General features: G+C 72.4%; 14 protein-coding genes. 7 read left to right on the top strand and 7 right to left on the bottom strand.

From position 1 onward, the window contains the following. Positions 1–62: 62 nt before the first annotated feature. Complete coding sequence (locus G9272_RS36650; RefSeq protein WP_171400510.1) at positions 63–1,403, top strand: MFS transporter; 1,341 nt, start codon at positions 63–65, stop codon at positions 1,401–1,403. Between the two features lie 164 nt (positions 1,404–1,567). Here the strand turns inward: G9272_RS36650 and G9272_RS36645 are convergent, their stop codons facing one another. Continuing rightward, positions 1,568–2,185: a TetR/AcrR family transcriptional regulator gene (locus G9272_RS36645; protein WP_171400509.1), complete on the bottom strand. Its 618-nt coding sequence runs from the start codon at positions 2,183–2,185 to the stop codon at positions 1,568–1,570. Between G9272_RS36645 and G9272_RS36640 the strand changes: the two genes are divergently transcribed. Further along, positions 2,127–3,197: an NAD(P)-dependent oxidoreductase gene (locus G9272_RS36640; RefSeq protein ID WP_367398570.1), complete on the top strand. Its 1,071-nt coding sequence runs from the start codon at positions 2,127–2,129 to the stop codon at positions 3,195–3,197. The genes G9272_RS36645 and G9272_RS36640 overlap by 59 nt on opposite strands. A gap of 54 nt (positions 3,198–3,251) precedes the next feature. Here the strand turns inward: G9272_RS36640 and G9272_RS36635 are convergent, their stop codons facing one another. Further along, positions 3,252–4,547, bottom strand: coding sequence for an MFS transporter (locus G9272_RS36635; protein ID WP_171400507.1), 1,296 nt, complete (start codon positions 4,545–4,547; stop codon positions 3,252–3,254). A gap of 134 nt (positions 4,548–4,681) precedes the next feature. Here G9272_RS36635 and G9272_RS36630 point away from each other — a divergent pair, with 134 nt between their 5' ends. Continuing rightward, the gene (locus tag G9272_RS36630) at positions 4,682–5,617 is read left to right on the top strand and encodes a LysR family transcriptional regulator (protein WP_171400506.1); all 936 of its coding nucleotides are present in this window, start codon (positions 4,682–4,684) and stop codon (positions 5,615–5,617) included. A gap of 65 nt (positions 5,618–5,682) precedes the next feature. On the opposite strand, the gene G9272_RS36625 is transcribed toward G9272_RS36630, so the two are convergent. Beyond that, positions 5,683–6,132, bottom strand: coding sequence for a TIGR03618 family F420-dependent PPOX class oxidoreductase (locus tag G9272_RS36625; protein ID WP_171400505.1), 450 nt, complete (start codon positions 6,130–6,132; stop codon positions 5,683–5,685). 96 nt (positions 6,133–6,228) lie between these two features. On the opposite strand from G9272_RS36625, the gene G9272_RS36620 reads away from it, so the two are divergent. Genes G9272_RS36620 through G9272_RS36610 form a run of 3 tightly spaced genes read left to right on the top strand, consistent with a single transcriptional unit; the run spans position 6,229 to position 9,535 of the window. Continuing rightward, positions 6,229–6,819 carry a TetR/AcrR family transcriptional regulator gene (locus G9272_RS36620; protein WP_171400504.1) on the top strand — a complete coding sequence of 197 codons (591 nt, stop codon included), beginning with the start codon at positions 6,229–6,231 and terminating at the stop codon, positions 6,817–6,819. A 53-nt stretch (positions 6,820–6,872) separates the two neighbouring features. Beyond that, a complete protein-coding gene (locus tag G9272_RS36615) occupies positions 6,873–8,246 on the top strand; it encodes an MFS transporter (protein WP_171402331.1) in 1,374 nt (457 codons plus the stop codon). Between the two features lie 59 nt (positions 8,247–8,305). Beyond that, on the top strand, positions 8,306–9,535 hold the full coding sequence (locus G9272_RS36610) for a serine hydrolase domain-containing protein (protein WP_171400503.1): 1,230 nt from the start codon (positions 8,306–8,308) through the stop codon (positions 9,533–9,535). An 8-nt stretch (positions 9,536–9,543) separates the two neighbouring features. Here G9272_RS36610 and G9272_RS36605 read toward each other — a convergent pair whose 3' ends face one another. From G9272_RS36605 to ribA, 4 genes are all read right to left on the bottom strand, one after another. Next, positions 9,544–10,761 (bottom strand): saccharopine dehydrogenase family protein, encoded by a 1,218-nt coding sequence (locus tag G9272_RS36605; RefSeq protein WP_171400502.1) that lies wholly within the window; start codon positions 10,759–10,761, stop codon positions 9,544–9,546. Then, positions 10,754–11,815: a saccharopine dehydrogenase gene (locus G9272_RS36600; protein WP_171400501.1), complete on the bottom strand. Its 1,062-nt coding sequence runs from the start codon at positions 11,813–11,815 to the stop codon at positions 10,754–10,756. The genes G9272_RS36605 and G9272_RS36600 overlap by 8 nt, the downstream gene beginning before the upstream one ends. Continuing rightward, positions 11,812–12,957: an NAD(P)/FAD-dependent oxidoreductase gene (locus tag G9272_RS36595; RefSeq protein WP_171400500.1), complete on the bottom strand. Its 1,146-nt coding sequence runs from the start codon at positions 12,955–12,957 to the stop codon at positions 11,812–11,814. Before G9272_RS36595 ends, G9272_RS36600 begins: the two co-directional genes overlap by 4 nt. A 109-nt stretch (positions 12,958–13,066) precedes the next feature. Further along, positions 13,067–13,726 (bottom strand): GTP cyclohydrolase II, encoded by a 660-nt coding sequence (ribA, locus tag G9272_RS36590; RefSeq protein WP_171400499.1) that lies wholly within the window; start codon positions 13,724–13,726, stop codon positions 13,067–13,069. Between the two features lie 38 nt (positions 13,727–13,764). Here ribA and G9272_RS36585 point away from each other — a divergent pair, with 38 nt between their 5' ends. Further along, positions 13,765–14,610: a creatininase family protein gene (locus tag G9272_RS36585; RefSeq protein ID WP_367398569.1), complete on the top strand. Its 846-nt coding sequence runs from the start codon at positions 13,765–13,767 to the stop codon at positions 14,608–14,610. Positions 14,611–14,641: the final 31 nt, after the last annotated feature.

The raw sequence follows: 14,641 nt of genomic DNA, 5'->3' as shown, positions 1-14,641 counted from the left end.
AACCGGCCCTACTCCCCTTGCCTCACTCCACGTACGTTGGAGTTCCCTCGAAGGAGCACGCCGTGTCCGTCCCCGCCGCACCTCCCGGCCAGCCGAAGAAAGCCGCCACGGCGGCCTGGATCGGCAGCGCTCTGGAGTACTACGACTTCTTCATCTACGGCAGCGCGGCAGCACTGATCTTCCCGAAGGTCTTCTTCGACGAGTCCGACCCGGCCACCGCGACCCTGCTGTCGCTGGCCACCTTCGGTGTCGCCTACGCGGCCCGGCCCGTCGGCGCGCTCTTCCTCGGCCACTTCGGCGACCGCGTGGGCCGCAAGAAGATCATGGTCTTCACGCTCATCCTGATGGGCGTCTCGACGTTCCTCATCGGCTGCCTGCCCACCCGCGCGCAGGTCGGCACGCTCGCGCCCGTCCTGCTGGTGCTGTGCCGTGTCCTCCAGGGCATCTCCGCGGCCGGGGAGCAGGCCAGCGCCAACTCCATGACGCTGGAACACGCGCCGTCGGAGCGACGGGGCTTCTTCACCAGTTTCACCCTCAGCGGCACCCAGGGCGGCCAGCTCCTCGCCACGCTCGTCTTCATCCCGATCGCGGCCCTCCCCGAGGAGCAGTTGCTGTCCTGGGGCTGGCGGGTCCCGTTCTGGCTGAGCATCGCGGTCGCCGTCGTCGGCTACGTCATCCGCCGCAAGCTGGAGGAGACCCCGGCCTTCGCCGCCCAGCAGGCCACCGGTGAGGTCGTCAAGCTGCCGCTTGCGGTACTGATGCGCGACCACTGGGCGGACGTCCTGCGGGTGGTCGCGGGCGCGCTCGTCGCCTCGGTCAGCACCATCTTCACGGTGTGGGCGCTGGCGTACGCGACCAGCGACTCGGTCGGGATGAGCCGCACCTCCATGCTGTGGGTGGGCGCGCTGGCCAACGTGGTCGCGCTGGCGGCCATCCCGGCGTGGGCCACGCTCTCCGACCGCATCGGCCGCCGTCCGGTGTACCTGATCGGCGCGGCCGGCAGCGCGGTGATGATGTTCGCCTACCTGTGGGCGATCTCCACCGGCTCCTACCCGCTGATCATGCTGCTGGGCATCGCCACCTTCGGTGTGGTCTACAGTGCCGCGAACGGCGTGTGGCCCTCCTTCTACGGCGAGATGTTCTCCACCCGCGTCCGGCTGTCCGGCATGGCGATCGGCACCCAGATCGGCTTCGCGGTGGCCGGCTTCGCGGTCACCTTCGCCGCGCAGATCGCGGGCCCGGACGGTGACGGCTGGTCCTCGGTGGCCCTCTTCACGGCGGCGCTGTGCGTCCCGCCGGTGATCGCGGCCCTGTCGGCCCGGGAGACCGCGAAGGTCCCGACGGAGCAGCTGGGCGAGCGGGGCGTGCGGAAGGCGTCACAGCCGGAAACGGTTACTGCCTGATCCCGTGCCCGCCCCGGGAACTCGCCCCGGTACTCCGTGACTGCGCAACTCCGCGAAACGGATTTCCGTGACTCCCGGCTCCGCCACCCCCGAGCCCCCGGCCGCCTTCCTGGCGCCGGGGGCTCGGCCATGTGCGCATGTGCGCCGGTGGGGCGGGGTGACACTCACCCCTGGGGAACGCCCCTCTCGACGGCCGCGTCCAGCAGTGGAGCCAGCTCCGTCACGACCGTCGTCAGTGCCCGCACGTCCCGTTCCGCTCGGGCGATCAGGATGGCTCCCTCCAGGGCGCTGACCATGAGGGTGGCGAGTGAGCCGGCCCGGGCCGCCGGGACGCCCATGCCGGTCAGGGCTTCGGCGACCGGGCCGGTCCAGGTGGCGAACGCGGCGGCCGCGGCCTCCCGGGTGGTGTCGCCGGAGGCCGCGCAGTCGACGGTCGCGGCGGCGACGGGGCAGCCGGCGGCGAACCCGGACGCCGCGTACTCGTCCGTCCACTGGCGCACCATCGCGGCGAACAGCCCGGCGGGAGTGGTCGGCTCGCCGGTATGCGCAAGCTCGTCCAGGAAACAGGCGACGCGCTTGCCTGCGTAGCGGCCCGCCCAGTCCACGGCCTCGTTGACGAGCTGCTGCTTGCCGCCGGGAAAGTAGTGCTGGAGCGAGCCCCGGGGCGCACCGGCGTGGACGGCGACCTCCCGCATCCCGGTCGCGCCGACTCCGTCGCGGCGGATGAGCTGGGCCGCGCTGAAGACCATCCGCTCACGGGGTCCGCGTTCGTGCACCGGCATGGTCGGCCTCCTCCGGGCTGTGGCACTCGCCGAATCCTATGACCGGCGTCATAGAACTCGCTACTATGACCGCTGTCATAGAGCACAGGGAAAGGCGGCCGCCATGCAGGTCGGATTCATCGGTCTGGGCGTGATGGGCCGCCCCATGGCGCTGCGGCTGGCCCGCGCCGGGACACCCCTGGTGGTGTGGAACCGTACGGCGGCCCCCGCCGAGGCACTGCGCGCGGCCGGCGCCGAGGTCGCGGCGGGCCCCGCCGATGTGTTCGCGCGCGCCGACGTCGTGATCCTCATGCTGGCCGACGGGTCCGCCGTCGACGCCGTCCTCGGCCGCGGCACCCAGGACTTCGGCGCGCGCGTGACCGGGCGCGTGGTCGTCACCATGGGCACGACCTCACCCGAGTACTCGCGCGCACTGGAGGCGGACGTGCGCGCGGCGGGCGGACGGTACGTCGAGGCGCCCGTGTCCGGCTCGCGGGTCCCGGCCGAGCAGGGCCGGTTGGTGGCGATGCTCGCCGGCGAGGAGGCGGCCGTGGACACGGTACGGCCGCTGCTCGCCCCGATGTGTCACGAGACGTTTCGCTGCGGCCCGGCGCCCGGCGCGCTGCTGATGAAACTCGCGGTGAACCTGTTCCTGATCACACAGGTGACCGGCCTCACCGAGGCGTTCCACTTCGCGGAGCGGCAGGGACTTGACCGGCGGCTGTTCCTCGACGTCGTGGCGGCCGGGCCACTGGCGAGCGGGGTCTCGCGGATGAAGGCGCCCAAGCTGCTGACCGGCGACTTCGCCGTGCAGGCCGCCGCACTGGACGTCCTGAAGAACAACCGTCTCATCGCCGACGCCGCACGCGCGTGCGGCCTGGCCTCCCCGCTCCTCGACACCTGCCACGCCCTGTTCGAGGAGACCGTGGCCCTGGGCCACGCGGGCGCGGACATGGTCGCCGTCCTGCACGCACTGGAAGCCCGCAGCAACGCCGGTAACGCCGGTAACGCCGGTAACGGGCCTACCGGCTAGGGTCCTGTCCGGGCGATCTTGGAACTCTGTGGCAGCGAGCGACGGCCGAGCCCTTCACGTGGCGCGGTTCGGTGCTGGCTCCGGCTCCGGCTCCGGCTCGGAGAGACGCGTTGCCGCGCGGCGGGGGAGCAGCAGCGGGGTGGCCAGCAGGAGTACGCCGGCCAGGCCGATGGCCGTACGCGGGCCGAGCAGGCCGCCCAGGACGCCCCAGACGGCCGTCAGGAGCGCGGTCGATGCCTTGGTCGTCACCGCCCAGGCGGACAGGGTGCGGGTGACCCGGTCGGTCGCGGTGCGCTCGAGGCGGTAGGTGGCGTAGACGGGGTTGAAGACCCCGCAGCAGAAGATGAGCCCGAGCTCGACGCCCACCACCAGCAGCAGCCCGCCGATGCCCGGCCCGAGGAAAGCCAGGCCGACGGGCCAGATCGCGCGCAGCACCCCCGACCCGACCAGGACCTGGTGCTGCCCGAACCGGGTGACGAGCGGTCGGGCCAGCCGCGAACCGAGCAGCCCGCCGATCGCGGGCGCGGCGAAGGCGAGGCCGTACTGCCACGGCGCGAACCCGAGCCGGCCGAGCATCAGGACGGCCAGCAGCGGCTGGGCGGCCATCACCAGGCCGTTGAACAAGGCGGTGTTGAAGAACAGGGGGCGCAGCGTCGCGTCGGCGAGGATGTACCGCCAACCGTCGAGCAGGTCCCCGGCCCGCATGCGCGCGGCCTCCCGGCGCCCGGCCGGCGGCTCGTGCCCGCCCATCGCGCGGATGCCCAGGGCCGAGAGCAGACAACTGACCGCATCGGCCACCACCGTCGCCACCGGACCGAGGAGCCCGATCGCCGCGCCGCCCAGCGGTGGTCCGATGATCGTCGTCGTCCAGGCCGTGGACTCGAACCGGGCGTTGGCGACGAGCAGGTCCTCGGCCGGCAGCAGCGTCTTCAGGTACGCGCCGGAGGCGGCGCGGAAGGTGATGTCGGCCGCCGCGACGACGACCGAGACCAGCAGGAGCTGGAGGAAGGTGAGAACGCCGAGCGCGAACGCGGCGGGGATCGTCAGCAGCGCCGCGAACCGCACCAGGTCCATCGCGATCAGCACCGGTCGCTTGCGGCGGAACTCCACCCACGGGCCGAGCGGCACCGCCACGACCGCGCCCACCGCGGCCCCCACGGAGGCGAGCGCGGCGACCTCGGCCGGTCCGGCGTGGAGCACCTGGATGGCGATCAGCGGGAACGCGCCGAAGGCGAGCCAGGTGCCGAGCGCGCTGGTCCCGTACGCTCCCCAGAGCCACCCGAACCGGCGCCCCAGCCGATGTCCGAGCAGCTGTCCGCGCAGCCGGCCCAGCCGGTGCCCGCTCCCCATGCCCGCCGCCCCTCGCCACTCACCCGCACAACCGATCCGCGTTCGGAAGCATCAAAGCGAGCACCCCACCCGGCGATCAAACAACCGCGGGACCACCTGGCCACAACCGGCGGTTGTATCCATAGGGTGTCGACATGGACCTCGAGACCGTCCGCACCTTCGTCGCCGCCGCCGACGCGGGCCAGTTCCAGGAGGCCGCCGCCGAGCTGGCGGTCACCCAGCAGGCCGTCTCCAAGCGCATCGCCGCACTGGAGCGCAGCCTCGGGGTGCGGCTGTTCACCCGCACCCCGCGCGGCGCCGAACTCACCATCGACGGGCAGGCGTTCCTGCCCCACGCACGCGAGCTGCTGCGCGTCACCGAGCGCGCGGTCGCGTCCGTACGCACCGGCCACCGTCCGCTCCGCGTCGACGTGATCGCCTCACGCGGCGCGGCGACGGGCCTGATGCGCGGCTTCCACCGCGCGCACCCCGAGATCGACCTCGACGTGGTGATGCTGTTCGACATCGAGACGGCGATCGCCGCCATCCGGTCCGGTGCGATCGACGCGTCCTTCCGCGCCGTGGCCGCGCCGGGCCGGCCCCTGCCCGAGGACATCGAGTCCGCCCGGGTGCTCGACGAGCCGCTCGAGCTCCTCACCGGCCCCGCCCACGCGCTGGCGGGCGCCCGGTCGGTGCCCCTCGCCCGGCTCGCCGGGCACCGGATCTGGATGCCCGGCCTCGCTCCCGGAACCGAGTGGACCGCCTACTACGACGACCTCATCGCCGAGTTCGGCCTCACCATCGAGGCGACCGGTCCCAACTTCGGCTCCGACGTCCTCCTCGACACCATCGCCGACACCCCGGCCCTGGCAACCTTCATGGGCGGGCAGACCCGCCTCGTCTGGCCCGCCGGCCACGGCCTGCGCCGCATCCCGGTGACCGACCCGACGCCCGTCTATCCGCACTCGCTCCTCTGGCACCGCGACAACCCCCACCCGGCGCTGGCCACCCTTCGCGCCCACCTCGACGCCACGGCGGCCGGCCACGACGCCGCCGGGACCTGGGCGCCGGGCTGGGTGATGCCGCGCTGACCCCTGCCGCGCAGTGGCATGCCCAGCCCGAGGGCCTCCCCATGGTCGGCGATGCCGGACAGCTCCTAGCCGTCGTTGGTGCCCTTGGGGATGCCGTACGCCCGCTCCACCCGTAGGCGCAGCACCAGGCGGCGGTCGCGGACCATGGCGGCGCGGTAGTCGTCCCAGTCGGGATGCTCGCCCAGGATGTCGCGGTAGAGGCGGACGAGTTCCTCCACGGTGGCGTCGTAGGGGTCCTTCGCGACCGGTGCGAGGTCGGCGGTGGCCTCGGCGACCGTGTAGGCGCGGCGGTCGGAGGCGGTGACGTGGTACGACGCCCGGGGGTCGCGCCGCAGGTTGCGGGTCTTGGCGCGGTCGTCCGTGACGGAGATCCGGATGACGCCCTCGTCCGGGTAGTAGTGGTGGCTGACGTTCGACAACTGGGGGCGGCCGTCGTGCTTGAGGGTGACCAGTACCCCACCGCGGCCCTCGGAGAGCAGTGCGAGCAGCGCGTTCTGCGTCGTGTCCTGAGTCATGTCGACACAACCGGCGGCGCCCCTGGTCGCATTCCCCCGCCTTGATCCCCATTCAGCGAGTAGACACCGTCTACTGCCGCCTGGTAGACAGTGTCTATGAGTGACTCCGAAAAGCCGGACCCCGATCTGCGGACCCGTCTCGTCGACGTCGGCGTGGACCTGGTCTCCCAGGAGGGCGCCGGAGCGCTCACCCTGCGGGAGATCGCGCGCCGGGCCGGCGTCTCGCACGGTGCGCCCCGCCGCCACTTCCCCACCCATCTGGAGCTGCTCTCGGCCATCGCCCACCGCGGCTTCGCCCAGCTGGGCGCCAGAGTGACGACGACCCTCGGCGACGGCACCGCCGCCCCTCGCACCCGGCTGACCGAACTGGCGCGCACCTACCTGGAGTTCGCGTTGGACAACCCCGGCATGTACGAGCTGATGTTCCGTCATGATCTCCTGGAGAGCGGTCACTTGCGGCTGAGGGACACCAGCCTCCCGCTGTTCGGCGTCCTGGTGGACCTGGTCGGCCGGGTCCGGCCCGGCGCTGACGCCCGGTCGGTCGCGGGCGCACTGTGGGCGAACCTGCACGGCATCGCCCAGCTGTGGCGCTGGGGAAGCCTTCAACTCGCAACGGGCGCAGACGACTTCGCTCCCCTTCTGCGAACCGCCCTGGACGCTCATCTCGGTCCGGAGGCCGGCCGGTGAAGCCTTCCCACCCCTCCCTGCCACTCACGCTGGCGAGCAGCGTGGCCGGAGCCATGGCGGTCGCCCTGGACGGCACCGTGCTCACCGTCGCGCAGCCCAGCCTGCGCCGCGACCTGGGCGCCTCCTTCACCCAGGTCCAGTGGACCAGCACCGGGTATCTCGTCGCGGTGGCGGGCCTGTTGGTGTTCGCCGGGCGGCTCGGGGACCGCTACGGACACCGGCGCACCTTCGCCCTGGGCATGCTCGGCTTCGGCGCCGCCTCGGCGGGCATCGCGCTGGCGCCGGACGTCGGCTGGGTGATCGGGCTGCGGGTCGTGCAGGGGATGTTCGGAGCTCTGTTGCAGCCGGCCACGCTCGGGATGCTGCGGGCCGCGTACCCGCCCGAGCGGCTGCGCACGCCGATCGCCGTGCGCACCGCGTCCATCGGCGTGGCCGCGGCGGCCGGACCGGTGGTGGGCGGTGCGCTGACCACGGAGTTCGGCTGGCGGGCCGTGTTCCTCCTCAACATCGTGCCCGCACTGGTGTTCGGCCTGCTCGCCCTCACCTCCCGGGACCGACGGGACCGTTCGGGTCCTGCCGCCGGCGTCCCGCTCGACCTGCCCGGCGCCCTGCTGCTCGCCGTGGCCCTGGCCTGCCTGGTGCACACTCTCGTCACCCTCCCCGGCGTGACATGGTCGGCGCCGGTCGCCCTCCTCGCCGGCGCCGCCTTCGTACGGCACGAGCGCCGGACCGGCTCCCCACTGCTGCCGCCGGAGGTCGTGGGCTCCCGGGCGGTGGGCGCGGCGCTCGGCGTGCTCGTCATCGCGTCCGCGGCCCTCAACGGCGGAGTGCTGACCTGCGTCTACGTGCTCCAGGACGACCTGGGACTGACCCCGCTGCGCAGCGCGCTGCTGAGCCTCCCGCTGGCGGTGCTGCTGGTGGCCGCCGCGCCCACCTCCGCCGTACTGCTGCGCCGGTCCGGCGCCCGCGCCACGGTCGCCGGAGCGATGGTCGTCCTCGCCGCCGGTCTCCTCGTCCTCGCCCGGGCTTCGGCGCCGGTCGCTCTCTGCGCCGGGTTCGCGCTGGTGGGCGCCGGGTTCGGCACCGTGATGGTCGCGGCGACCCATGTCGTCGTACGGCAGGCCCCCGCGGAGTCGGCCGGGGTGGCCGGCGGGTTGCAGCAGACCGCGATGAACGTCGGGCCGGTGCTGGGTGTGGCTACGGCGACCGTGCTCATGGGCCTCGGCGCGACGCGCTCACCCCTGGTCGTACTGGCGTTCGCGGCCGCGGCGGCGCTACCGGTCTGCCGGGCGCTGCCAGGCGGCTCGCGGATCGCCCCGGCCGCCCTTCCCGTCGGTACCTCGGCTGGTGGAAGCGACGCAACGCACACCGATCACGGTGCCGAAAGGGGTCCGCACACGCGTTCCCTACGCGACCATGAGGTCTGAGGTCGTCCGGGCGGGGTAGGCCGGGACCGCACCTTGAACGAACGCACCGGAGGAAAACCATGGCACTGCTGCGGCAAGAGGTCGACCCGAGCGAGGTCGGGCTGGACGCGAAGGCGCTGGACCGGCTCGACCAGCACGTCGCCCACTTCGTCGACGAGGGGCGCCTGCCCGGGTTCCTCGTGGCCGTCTCCCGCGGCGGCCGGGTCGCCCACCTCACCGCGCACGGCCGCCGCGACATCGCCGCCGGACTGCCGGTCGAGGCCGACACCCTCTACCGGATCTACTCGATGACCAAGCCGGTCACCTCGGTCGCCGCGCTGATACTGGTCGAGGAGGGCGGGCTGCGCCTCGACGACCCGGTCGCCGACCACCTCCCGGCCTTCGCGGACCAGCGGGTGTACGTGGGCGGCTCGGGCGCCGACCTCACCACCCGCCCGGTCGGGCAGCCCCTGCTGGTGAAGCATCTGATGACCCACACCGCGGGCCTGACCTTCGCCTTCTATCACTGCCACCCCGTCGACGCCCTGTACCGCGAGGCCGGTCTGGAGTCGGCGGTGCTGCCGGGCTCGGACCTGGCCGGGACGGTGGAGGCGTACGCGCGGCTGCCGCTCCAGTTCGAGCCGGGCACGCAGTGGAACTACTCGGTGGCGACCAACGTCCTGGGCCGGATCATCGAGGTCGTCTCGGGCCGGCCGCTGGACGAGTTCATCGCCGAGCGGATCTTCCGCCCGCTCGGCATGCCGGACGCCGGCTTCCAGGTCACGGACGAACAGGCGGGCCGGCTGGCGGAGCTGTACGGCGACGCCGACAGCGGCGGTATCGAGCGGATCCCGGGCCTGCCGCTGTTCGGCCGCCCCCGGTTCCTGTCGGGCAGCGGCGGTATGGTGGCGACCGCATACGATATCCACCGTTTCAGTGAGCTGCTGCGCCGCCGCGGCGAGCTCGACGGCGTACGCCTGCTCCAGCCCGAGACGGTCGACCTGATGACCCGCAACCACCTCCCCGGCGGCGCCGACCTGCGCACCTTCGGCAGCCGCCCCGCACACGACGAACCCGGCAACGACGGTGTCGGCTTCGGTCTCGGGGTCTCCGTGGTGACCGACCCGAGCCGCACCCAGGCCCCCTCCGGGCTCGGCACCTACGGCTGGAGCGGCGTCGCCACGACGACGTTCTGGGTCGACCCGAGCCGCGATCTGACCGTCCAGTTCCTGACCCAGCTGAGGCCGAGGAAATCCCTGAAGCTCTACCCCGAACTCAAGCGACTGGTCCACGAGGCGATCACCGACTGACCGGCCCGTCAGCCCTCGACCCGCAGCGTGAACTCAAGCCCCTGGTCACCGAGTTCGCGCAGCCATTCCTCGGAGCACGGTGCCGTCTCGGCCGCCCGGCTCAGCCCGGGTGACAGGGAGCCGTCCAGGATGTGCCGGACGCCCAGGGCGAGCGGTCGGGAGACGCAGCGCGCCATCGCGCTCTCCTCCTCGTCGCCCTCCAGGTCCAGCAGGTAACTCCCGGACCACACCGTGCCGTTGCCGACGCCCTCGACCTGATCGTCCACGTCGCCCGCGTCCCCCGTGTCACCCGTGCCGCTCCCGGGCACCCGCACCTCCAGCGACACGGCGAGGACCACGCGGTCGCGGTCGGTGTCCGTGGTGGGGTGGGCGGCCGCCAACTCCTGGGCCAGCGCGGCGATCCCGGCGTCGTCGCCCGTCCTCAGCTGCTCGAACACCGCGTCCCAGGCCCGCAGCCAGCCGTCCAGACGCAGGGTGCCGCGTACGAAGGTCAGCGGCTTCCAGGCCCGTGGCAGCTCGTACTGCTCGATGAACGGAACGCTGTCGCGGTTGGGATAGACCTCGAAGGTCTCGCCGTCGACGAGGTGCTCCCGCGTGGCCTCCCAGGGCCGGTCGACCACGCTCTCGGTGCCGTTCTCGACGTAACGCGCGGGCGAGCGCAGGGCGTTGAGGACGCCGAGGGGTGCCCAGCTGAAGCGGTACCTGAAGTCGTTGGGGACGGCCGGGATGCCTCCGCAGTACGAGGTGAGGCGGTACGAGGCCGCCGTGTCGTCGCCGATCGCCTGCCGGGCGCGAGCCACCAGGCTGTGCGCGAAGAGGTGGTCGATGCCCGGGTCGAGGCCGGCCTCGGTGAGAACGACGATCCCGGCCCCGGTGGCCGCGGGCACCTGCTCCAGCACCGCGTCGGAGACATAGCTGGAGCAAGCGAAGTGGGCCCGCCGGGCCACGCACGCCGCCAGCAGCGCCGCGTGCTCGGACGCGGGCAGCATCGACACCACGACGTCCCCGGGCGCCAGTCGCTCCGTGAGCGCGTCGAGGGTGTAGGCGAGCGGCTCGGCGCGTCCGGTCAGCCCCAGCCGGTCCAGGGCCTCGGCCGCCCGCTCCACCGTGCGGTGCCACAGCCGTACGCCGTCGGTGTGCTCGCACAGGGCGGCCAGGCCGCTGCCCGTGGAGAGGCCGGCGCCGATCCAGTGGACGGTGCCGGTCGCCGGAACCAGGTCAGGCACGGCCGAACTCCTCTTCTGTCACGCCGAGTTCGCGGGAGGCTCGACGGAAACGGTCCAGACAGCGGCCCCACGGTCCGCCGACGCCGAAGTCCAACAGTTGCGGCGTCAGGTCCGCCGAGAAGTCGACGCTGGACTCACGCGGCAGCAGGGACGGCAGGTTGTCGATGGCGATCAGGTCGAGCGGGGGTTCCTTGCGCAGCCGGCGCACGGGGTCCGTCCACTCGGTGGTGCGGTCGTACACCGGCAGCACGTTGAGGGGCGAGCCCACGTCGCAGGTGACGTCGGAGAGGGTGCGCAGCCGGCGGGCCGGGTCGTCGAGGTCCTCCTCACGGACGAACGGCGGCACCGGGGTCGTGGCGAGGACGCAGTTGACCATCACGTCGTGGGCCAGCAGGGCGGCGCGGTCCAGGTCACCGGTCTCCGCCAGGTCCCAGCAGGTGGGTTCGGCTCCGGCCGTGGCGAACGCGGCCCGTGCGCCCCGGCCGCTGCGGCCCAGGGCGCCGACGACGAGGGCGGTGAACTCCTCGTCACCGGGCGCCGGACGCAGCGTCTCGTCCAACTCGTCCTTGCCGGTGGGACGCAGGGGGGCGGTCAGCCGGCCTCGATGCTGGAGGACCGCCAGGGCCGCGCCCAGGTAGCCCGCCCAGAAACCGAAGGCGGCCAGGCGACGGCCGTCGTCGTCGACCAGGTACTCCAGGTCCAGGAGCTCCCCTCCCCCGGCGGCGAACCGGCGCAACAGGTCCGCGGCACCCGGCTGTTGCTTGTAGGCGTGCCCGAAGAAGATATGACGGTGCCTCAGTCGAGCGGGCTGGTCCGGGAGTTCCTTCAGGCCGAGGACGACCGCCTCGGACGGCGCGGACACCCAGGAGCCCGCGGAGGCGATCCGGGCGCCGACGGCCTCGTAATCCCGCGTCGGGAAGACGCGCTGCGGGGAGTCCTCGACGGTCAGTTCCACGCCGGCCTCGACGAGGCGGCGGGCGTCGTCGGGGACGACCGGGGTGCGCCGTTCGGTGGTGCGGGCCTCGTGCCGCAGCCACAGGTGCAGTTCGGTCATACGCGGTTGACCTCCGGACGCGGGGCGTCGGCCGCGAAACGGTCGGCGCTCAGGGGGGTGACGTCCACGAAGGGTACGCGGCCGAGAATCAGGTCGCGGACCACCTCGCCGACGGCCGGTCCCTGGAGGAAACCATGACCGGAGAAGCCGGTCGCATACAGAAAACGGGATACCGAAGACGCCTCGCCGATCAGCGCGTTGTGGTCCGGAGTGACCTCGTACAGCCCCGCCCAGCCACCCGTGCGGCGCAGGTCGAGAAGGGCGGGGGCGCGGCGCTCCATGGCCGCGGCGAGGCGGGGGATCCACCGGTCGTGGGTGTCGGTGGCGAAGCCCGGCCGTTCGTCGGGGTCGGACATGCCGACCAGCAGACCGGGGCCCTCGCTGTGGAAGTAGAGGCTGCTGGTGAAGTCGATGGTCATGGGGAGGTCCGGCGGCAGACCGGGGACCGGTTCGGTGACCGCGATCTGGCGGCGCAGCGGCTGTACCGGCAGCTCCACGCCGGCCATCGCGCCGACGGCCCTGGACCAGGCGCCGGCCGCGCAGACCACCGTGTCGGTGGTGACGCGGCCGAGGGTGGTCTGCACCGCGGTGATCGTGGCACCCTGCCGTTCGATGCCGGTGACCGCGGTGTGCCGCAGGATGCGCGCCCCGTACCGGCGGGCGGCGGCCGCGTACCCGTGGACGACGGCCTCCGGGGTGCAGTGCCCGTCGTCGGGCGAGAACGCGGCCGCGAGTAACCCGTCGGTGCGGATCAGCGGGGAGAGGCGCCGCGCCTCGGCCGGGTCGATCATGCGACTGGGCACCCCCAGCGCGTTCTGGAGCCGCACGCCCGCCTCGAAGGAGGCGACCTCCTCGGGCGTGGACAGCAGGAAGAGATAGCCGACGCGGTGCAGCCCGATGTCGTACCCGGTCTCCTCCTCGAACCGCCCGAAGGTCTCCAGGCTGCGCGCCCCGAGCTGGATGTTCAGCTCGTCGGAGAACTGGGCGCGCACCCCGCCCGCGGCTTTCGAGGTCGAGCCCGCGGCGAGTTCGTCGCGCTCCACCAGCAGGACGTCACGGACGCCGGCGGCGGCGAGGTGATAGGCGATGCTCGTGCCCATCACCCCACCGCCGATGACGACTACCGAGGCATGCGTGTTCACCTGAGCGGCTCCTTGTCACGGCGGCACCGGCCCGTACGCCGGGACCGGGGCTGTCGTACGCCATGGCCGCCGTGATCCCTACCCGTCGGGGCGGCGGTCCCAAGCGCGATCAGGACCAGTGCGCCACCGCGTCCAGGTGGGGCAGCCGGTGGTCCAGGCGCTCCCGCTTGGTGCGCAGGTAGGTGATGTTGTTCTCGCACGGCTCGATCAGCAGCGGTACTTCCTCGGCGACCCTGATGCCGTTGTCCACCAGCGCCTCGCGCTTGCGCGGGTTGTTCGACATCAGGCGGACGGAGTCGACGCCCAGGTCGCGCAGGATGTCGGCGGCCACCTTGTAGTCGCGGGCGTCGACCGGGAAGCCGAGCGCGACGTTCGCCTCGACGGTGTCCAGGCCCTCCGCCTGGAGCGCCATCGCCCGCAGCTTGCCGAGCAGCCCGATGCCCCGGCCCTCGTGCCCGCGCAGATAGACGACGATGCCGCGGCCCTCGGCGACGACCGCCCGCAGCGCGGACGCCAGCTGGTCGCCGCACTCGCAGTGCTGGGATCCGAACGCGTCACCGGTCAGGCATTCCGAGTGCAGCCGGGTCAGCACGTCCTCGGTGCCGATCTCGCCGTAGACCAGGGCGACTTGCTCGTCACCGCGGTCGTGGTCCATGTAACCGACTGCCTGGAATTTCCCGTACACGGTGGGCAGGGGTGCATTCACCACGCGTTCCACACCGGTGCGCTGCGGGGTCTTCGTGCCGAGTACGCCAATTTTTTCTGTCATGATCTGGTTCCTAAGCAGAGACGAAGGGCCGGGAAGAAATGAGTGGTTCGGAAATACGGTCGGCGGCGTACGGACTGGTGCCGACGGACACGTCCGAAGACGTACGGAACCGGGGCGCCGGCGTCTCGACACAGGTGGCCGTCCTGCCCGTCGGAAGCTTTGAACAGCACGGACCGTACCTGCCGTTGGCCACCGACACACTGGTCGCCTGTGCCATCGCCCGGGAGATCGCCGGGGCGTACCCGGTGCACCTCCTCCCGCCGGTGACCATCGCCTGCTCGCACGAGCACGCGGCCTGGCCGGGAACCGTCAGCATCTCCTCCGTGACCCTTCACGCGGTGGTACGGGACATAGCGGCGTCGCTGCGCCGCTCGGGCGTCGAGGCCTTGGTGCTGGTCAACGGACACGGCGGGAACTACGTCCTGGGCAACGTCGTCCAGGAGTCCTCCGCCGCAGGTGAGCGGATGGCGCTCTTCCCGGCCCCGGAGGACTGGGAGGCGGCGCTGGAGCGGTCCGGGGTGTCGACCTCGCTGCTCACCGACATGCACGCCGGGGAGATCGAGACCTCGATCCTGCTGCACGCCCACCCCGAACTCGTCCGGCCCGGTTATGAGTCGGCCGATTTCGTCGCGGACGACCGCCGTCATCTGCTCACGCTGGGAATGTCCGCCTATACCGATTCGGGCGTCATCGGCCGTCCTTCCCTGGGGTCCGCGGAAAAGGGGAAGGAACTCCTGGCGAGCCTGGCGGATTCCTTCGGCGCGTATTTCTCATTGCTGACCGCGGGGGATCCGACGGCTTCGGGAAACGAAACCCGTACCGCCGCGACGGGTGCGTCCGACGCCGGTGACGACTCCGGAGCGGGTGCCGCGACGTCGTCGTGACGCCGCTCGTCGAGCCCGGGGCCCGTCTCCT

The sequence above is a fragment of the Streptomyces asoensis genome (assembly GCF_013085465.1).
In the GTDB taxonomy this organism is placed as follows: domain Bacteria; phylum Actinomycetota; class Actinomycetes; order Streptomycetales; family Streptomycetaceae; genus Streptomyces; species Streptomyces cacaoi_A.
Note: the sequence above shows the minus strand (reverse complement) of the source record. Positions and strands in the feature narration are given on the sequence as shown.

Coding starts and splice junctions, on each gene's coding strand:
- G9272_RS36640 (WP_367398570.1), top strand. CDS start 2,127: ATGAGCTGGGCCGCGCTGAAGACCATCCGCTCACGGGGTCCGCGTTCG.
- G9272_RS36645 (WP_171400509.1), bottom strand. CDS start 2,185: ATGCCGGTGCACGAACGCGGACCCCGTGAGCGGATGGTCTTCAGCGCG.
- G9272_RS36635 (WP_171400507.1), bottom strand. CDS start 4,547: ATGGGGAGCGGGCACCGGCTGGGCCGGCTGCGCGGACAGCTGCTCGGA.
- G9272_RS36630 (WP_171400506.1), top strand. CDS start 4,682: ATGGACCTCGAGACCGTCCGCACCTTCGTCGCCGCCGCCGACGCGGGC.
- G9272_RS36625 (WP_171400505.1), bottom strand. CDS start 6,132: ATGACTCAGGACACGACGCAGAACGCGCTGCTCGCACTGCTCTCCGAG.
- G9272_RS36620 (WP_171400504.1), top strand. CDS start 6,229: ATGAGTGACTCCGAAAAGCCGGACCCCGATCTGCGGACCCGTCTCGTC.
- G9272_RS36615 (WP_171402331.1), top strand. CDS start 6,873: ATGGCGGTCGCCCTGGACGGCACCGTGCTCACCGTCGCGCAGCCCAGC.
- G9272_RS36610 (WP_171400503.1), top strand. CDS start 8,306: ATGGCACTGCTGCGGCAAGAGGTCGACCCGAGCGAGGTCGGGCTGGAC.
- G9272_RS36600 (WP_171400501.1), bottom strand. CDS start 11,815: ATGACCGAACTGCACCTGTGGCTGCGGCACGAGGCCCGCACCACCGAA.
- ribA (WP_171400499.1), bottom strand. CDS start 13,726: ATGACAGAAAAAATTGGCGTACTCGGCACGAAGACCCCGCAGCGCACC.
- G9272_RS36585 (WP_367398569.1), top strand. CDS start 13,765: ATGAGTGGTTCGGAAATACGGTCGGCGGCGTACGGACTGGTGCCGACG.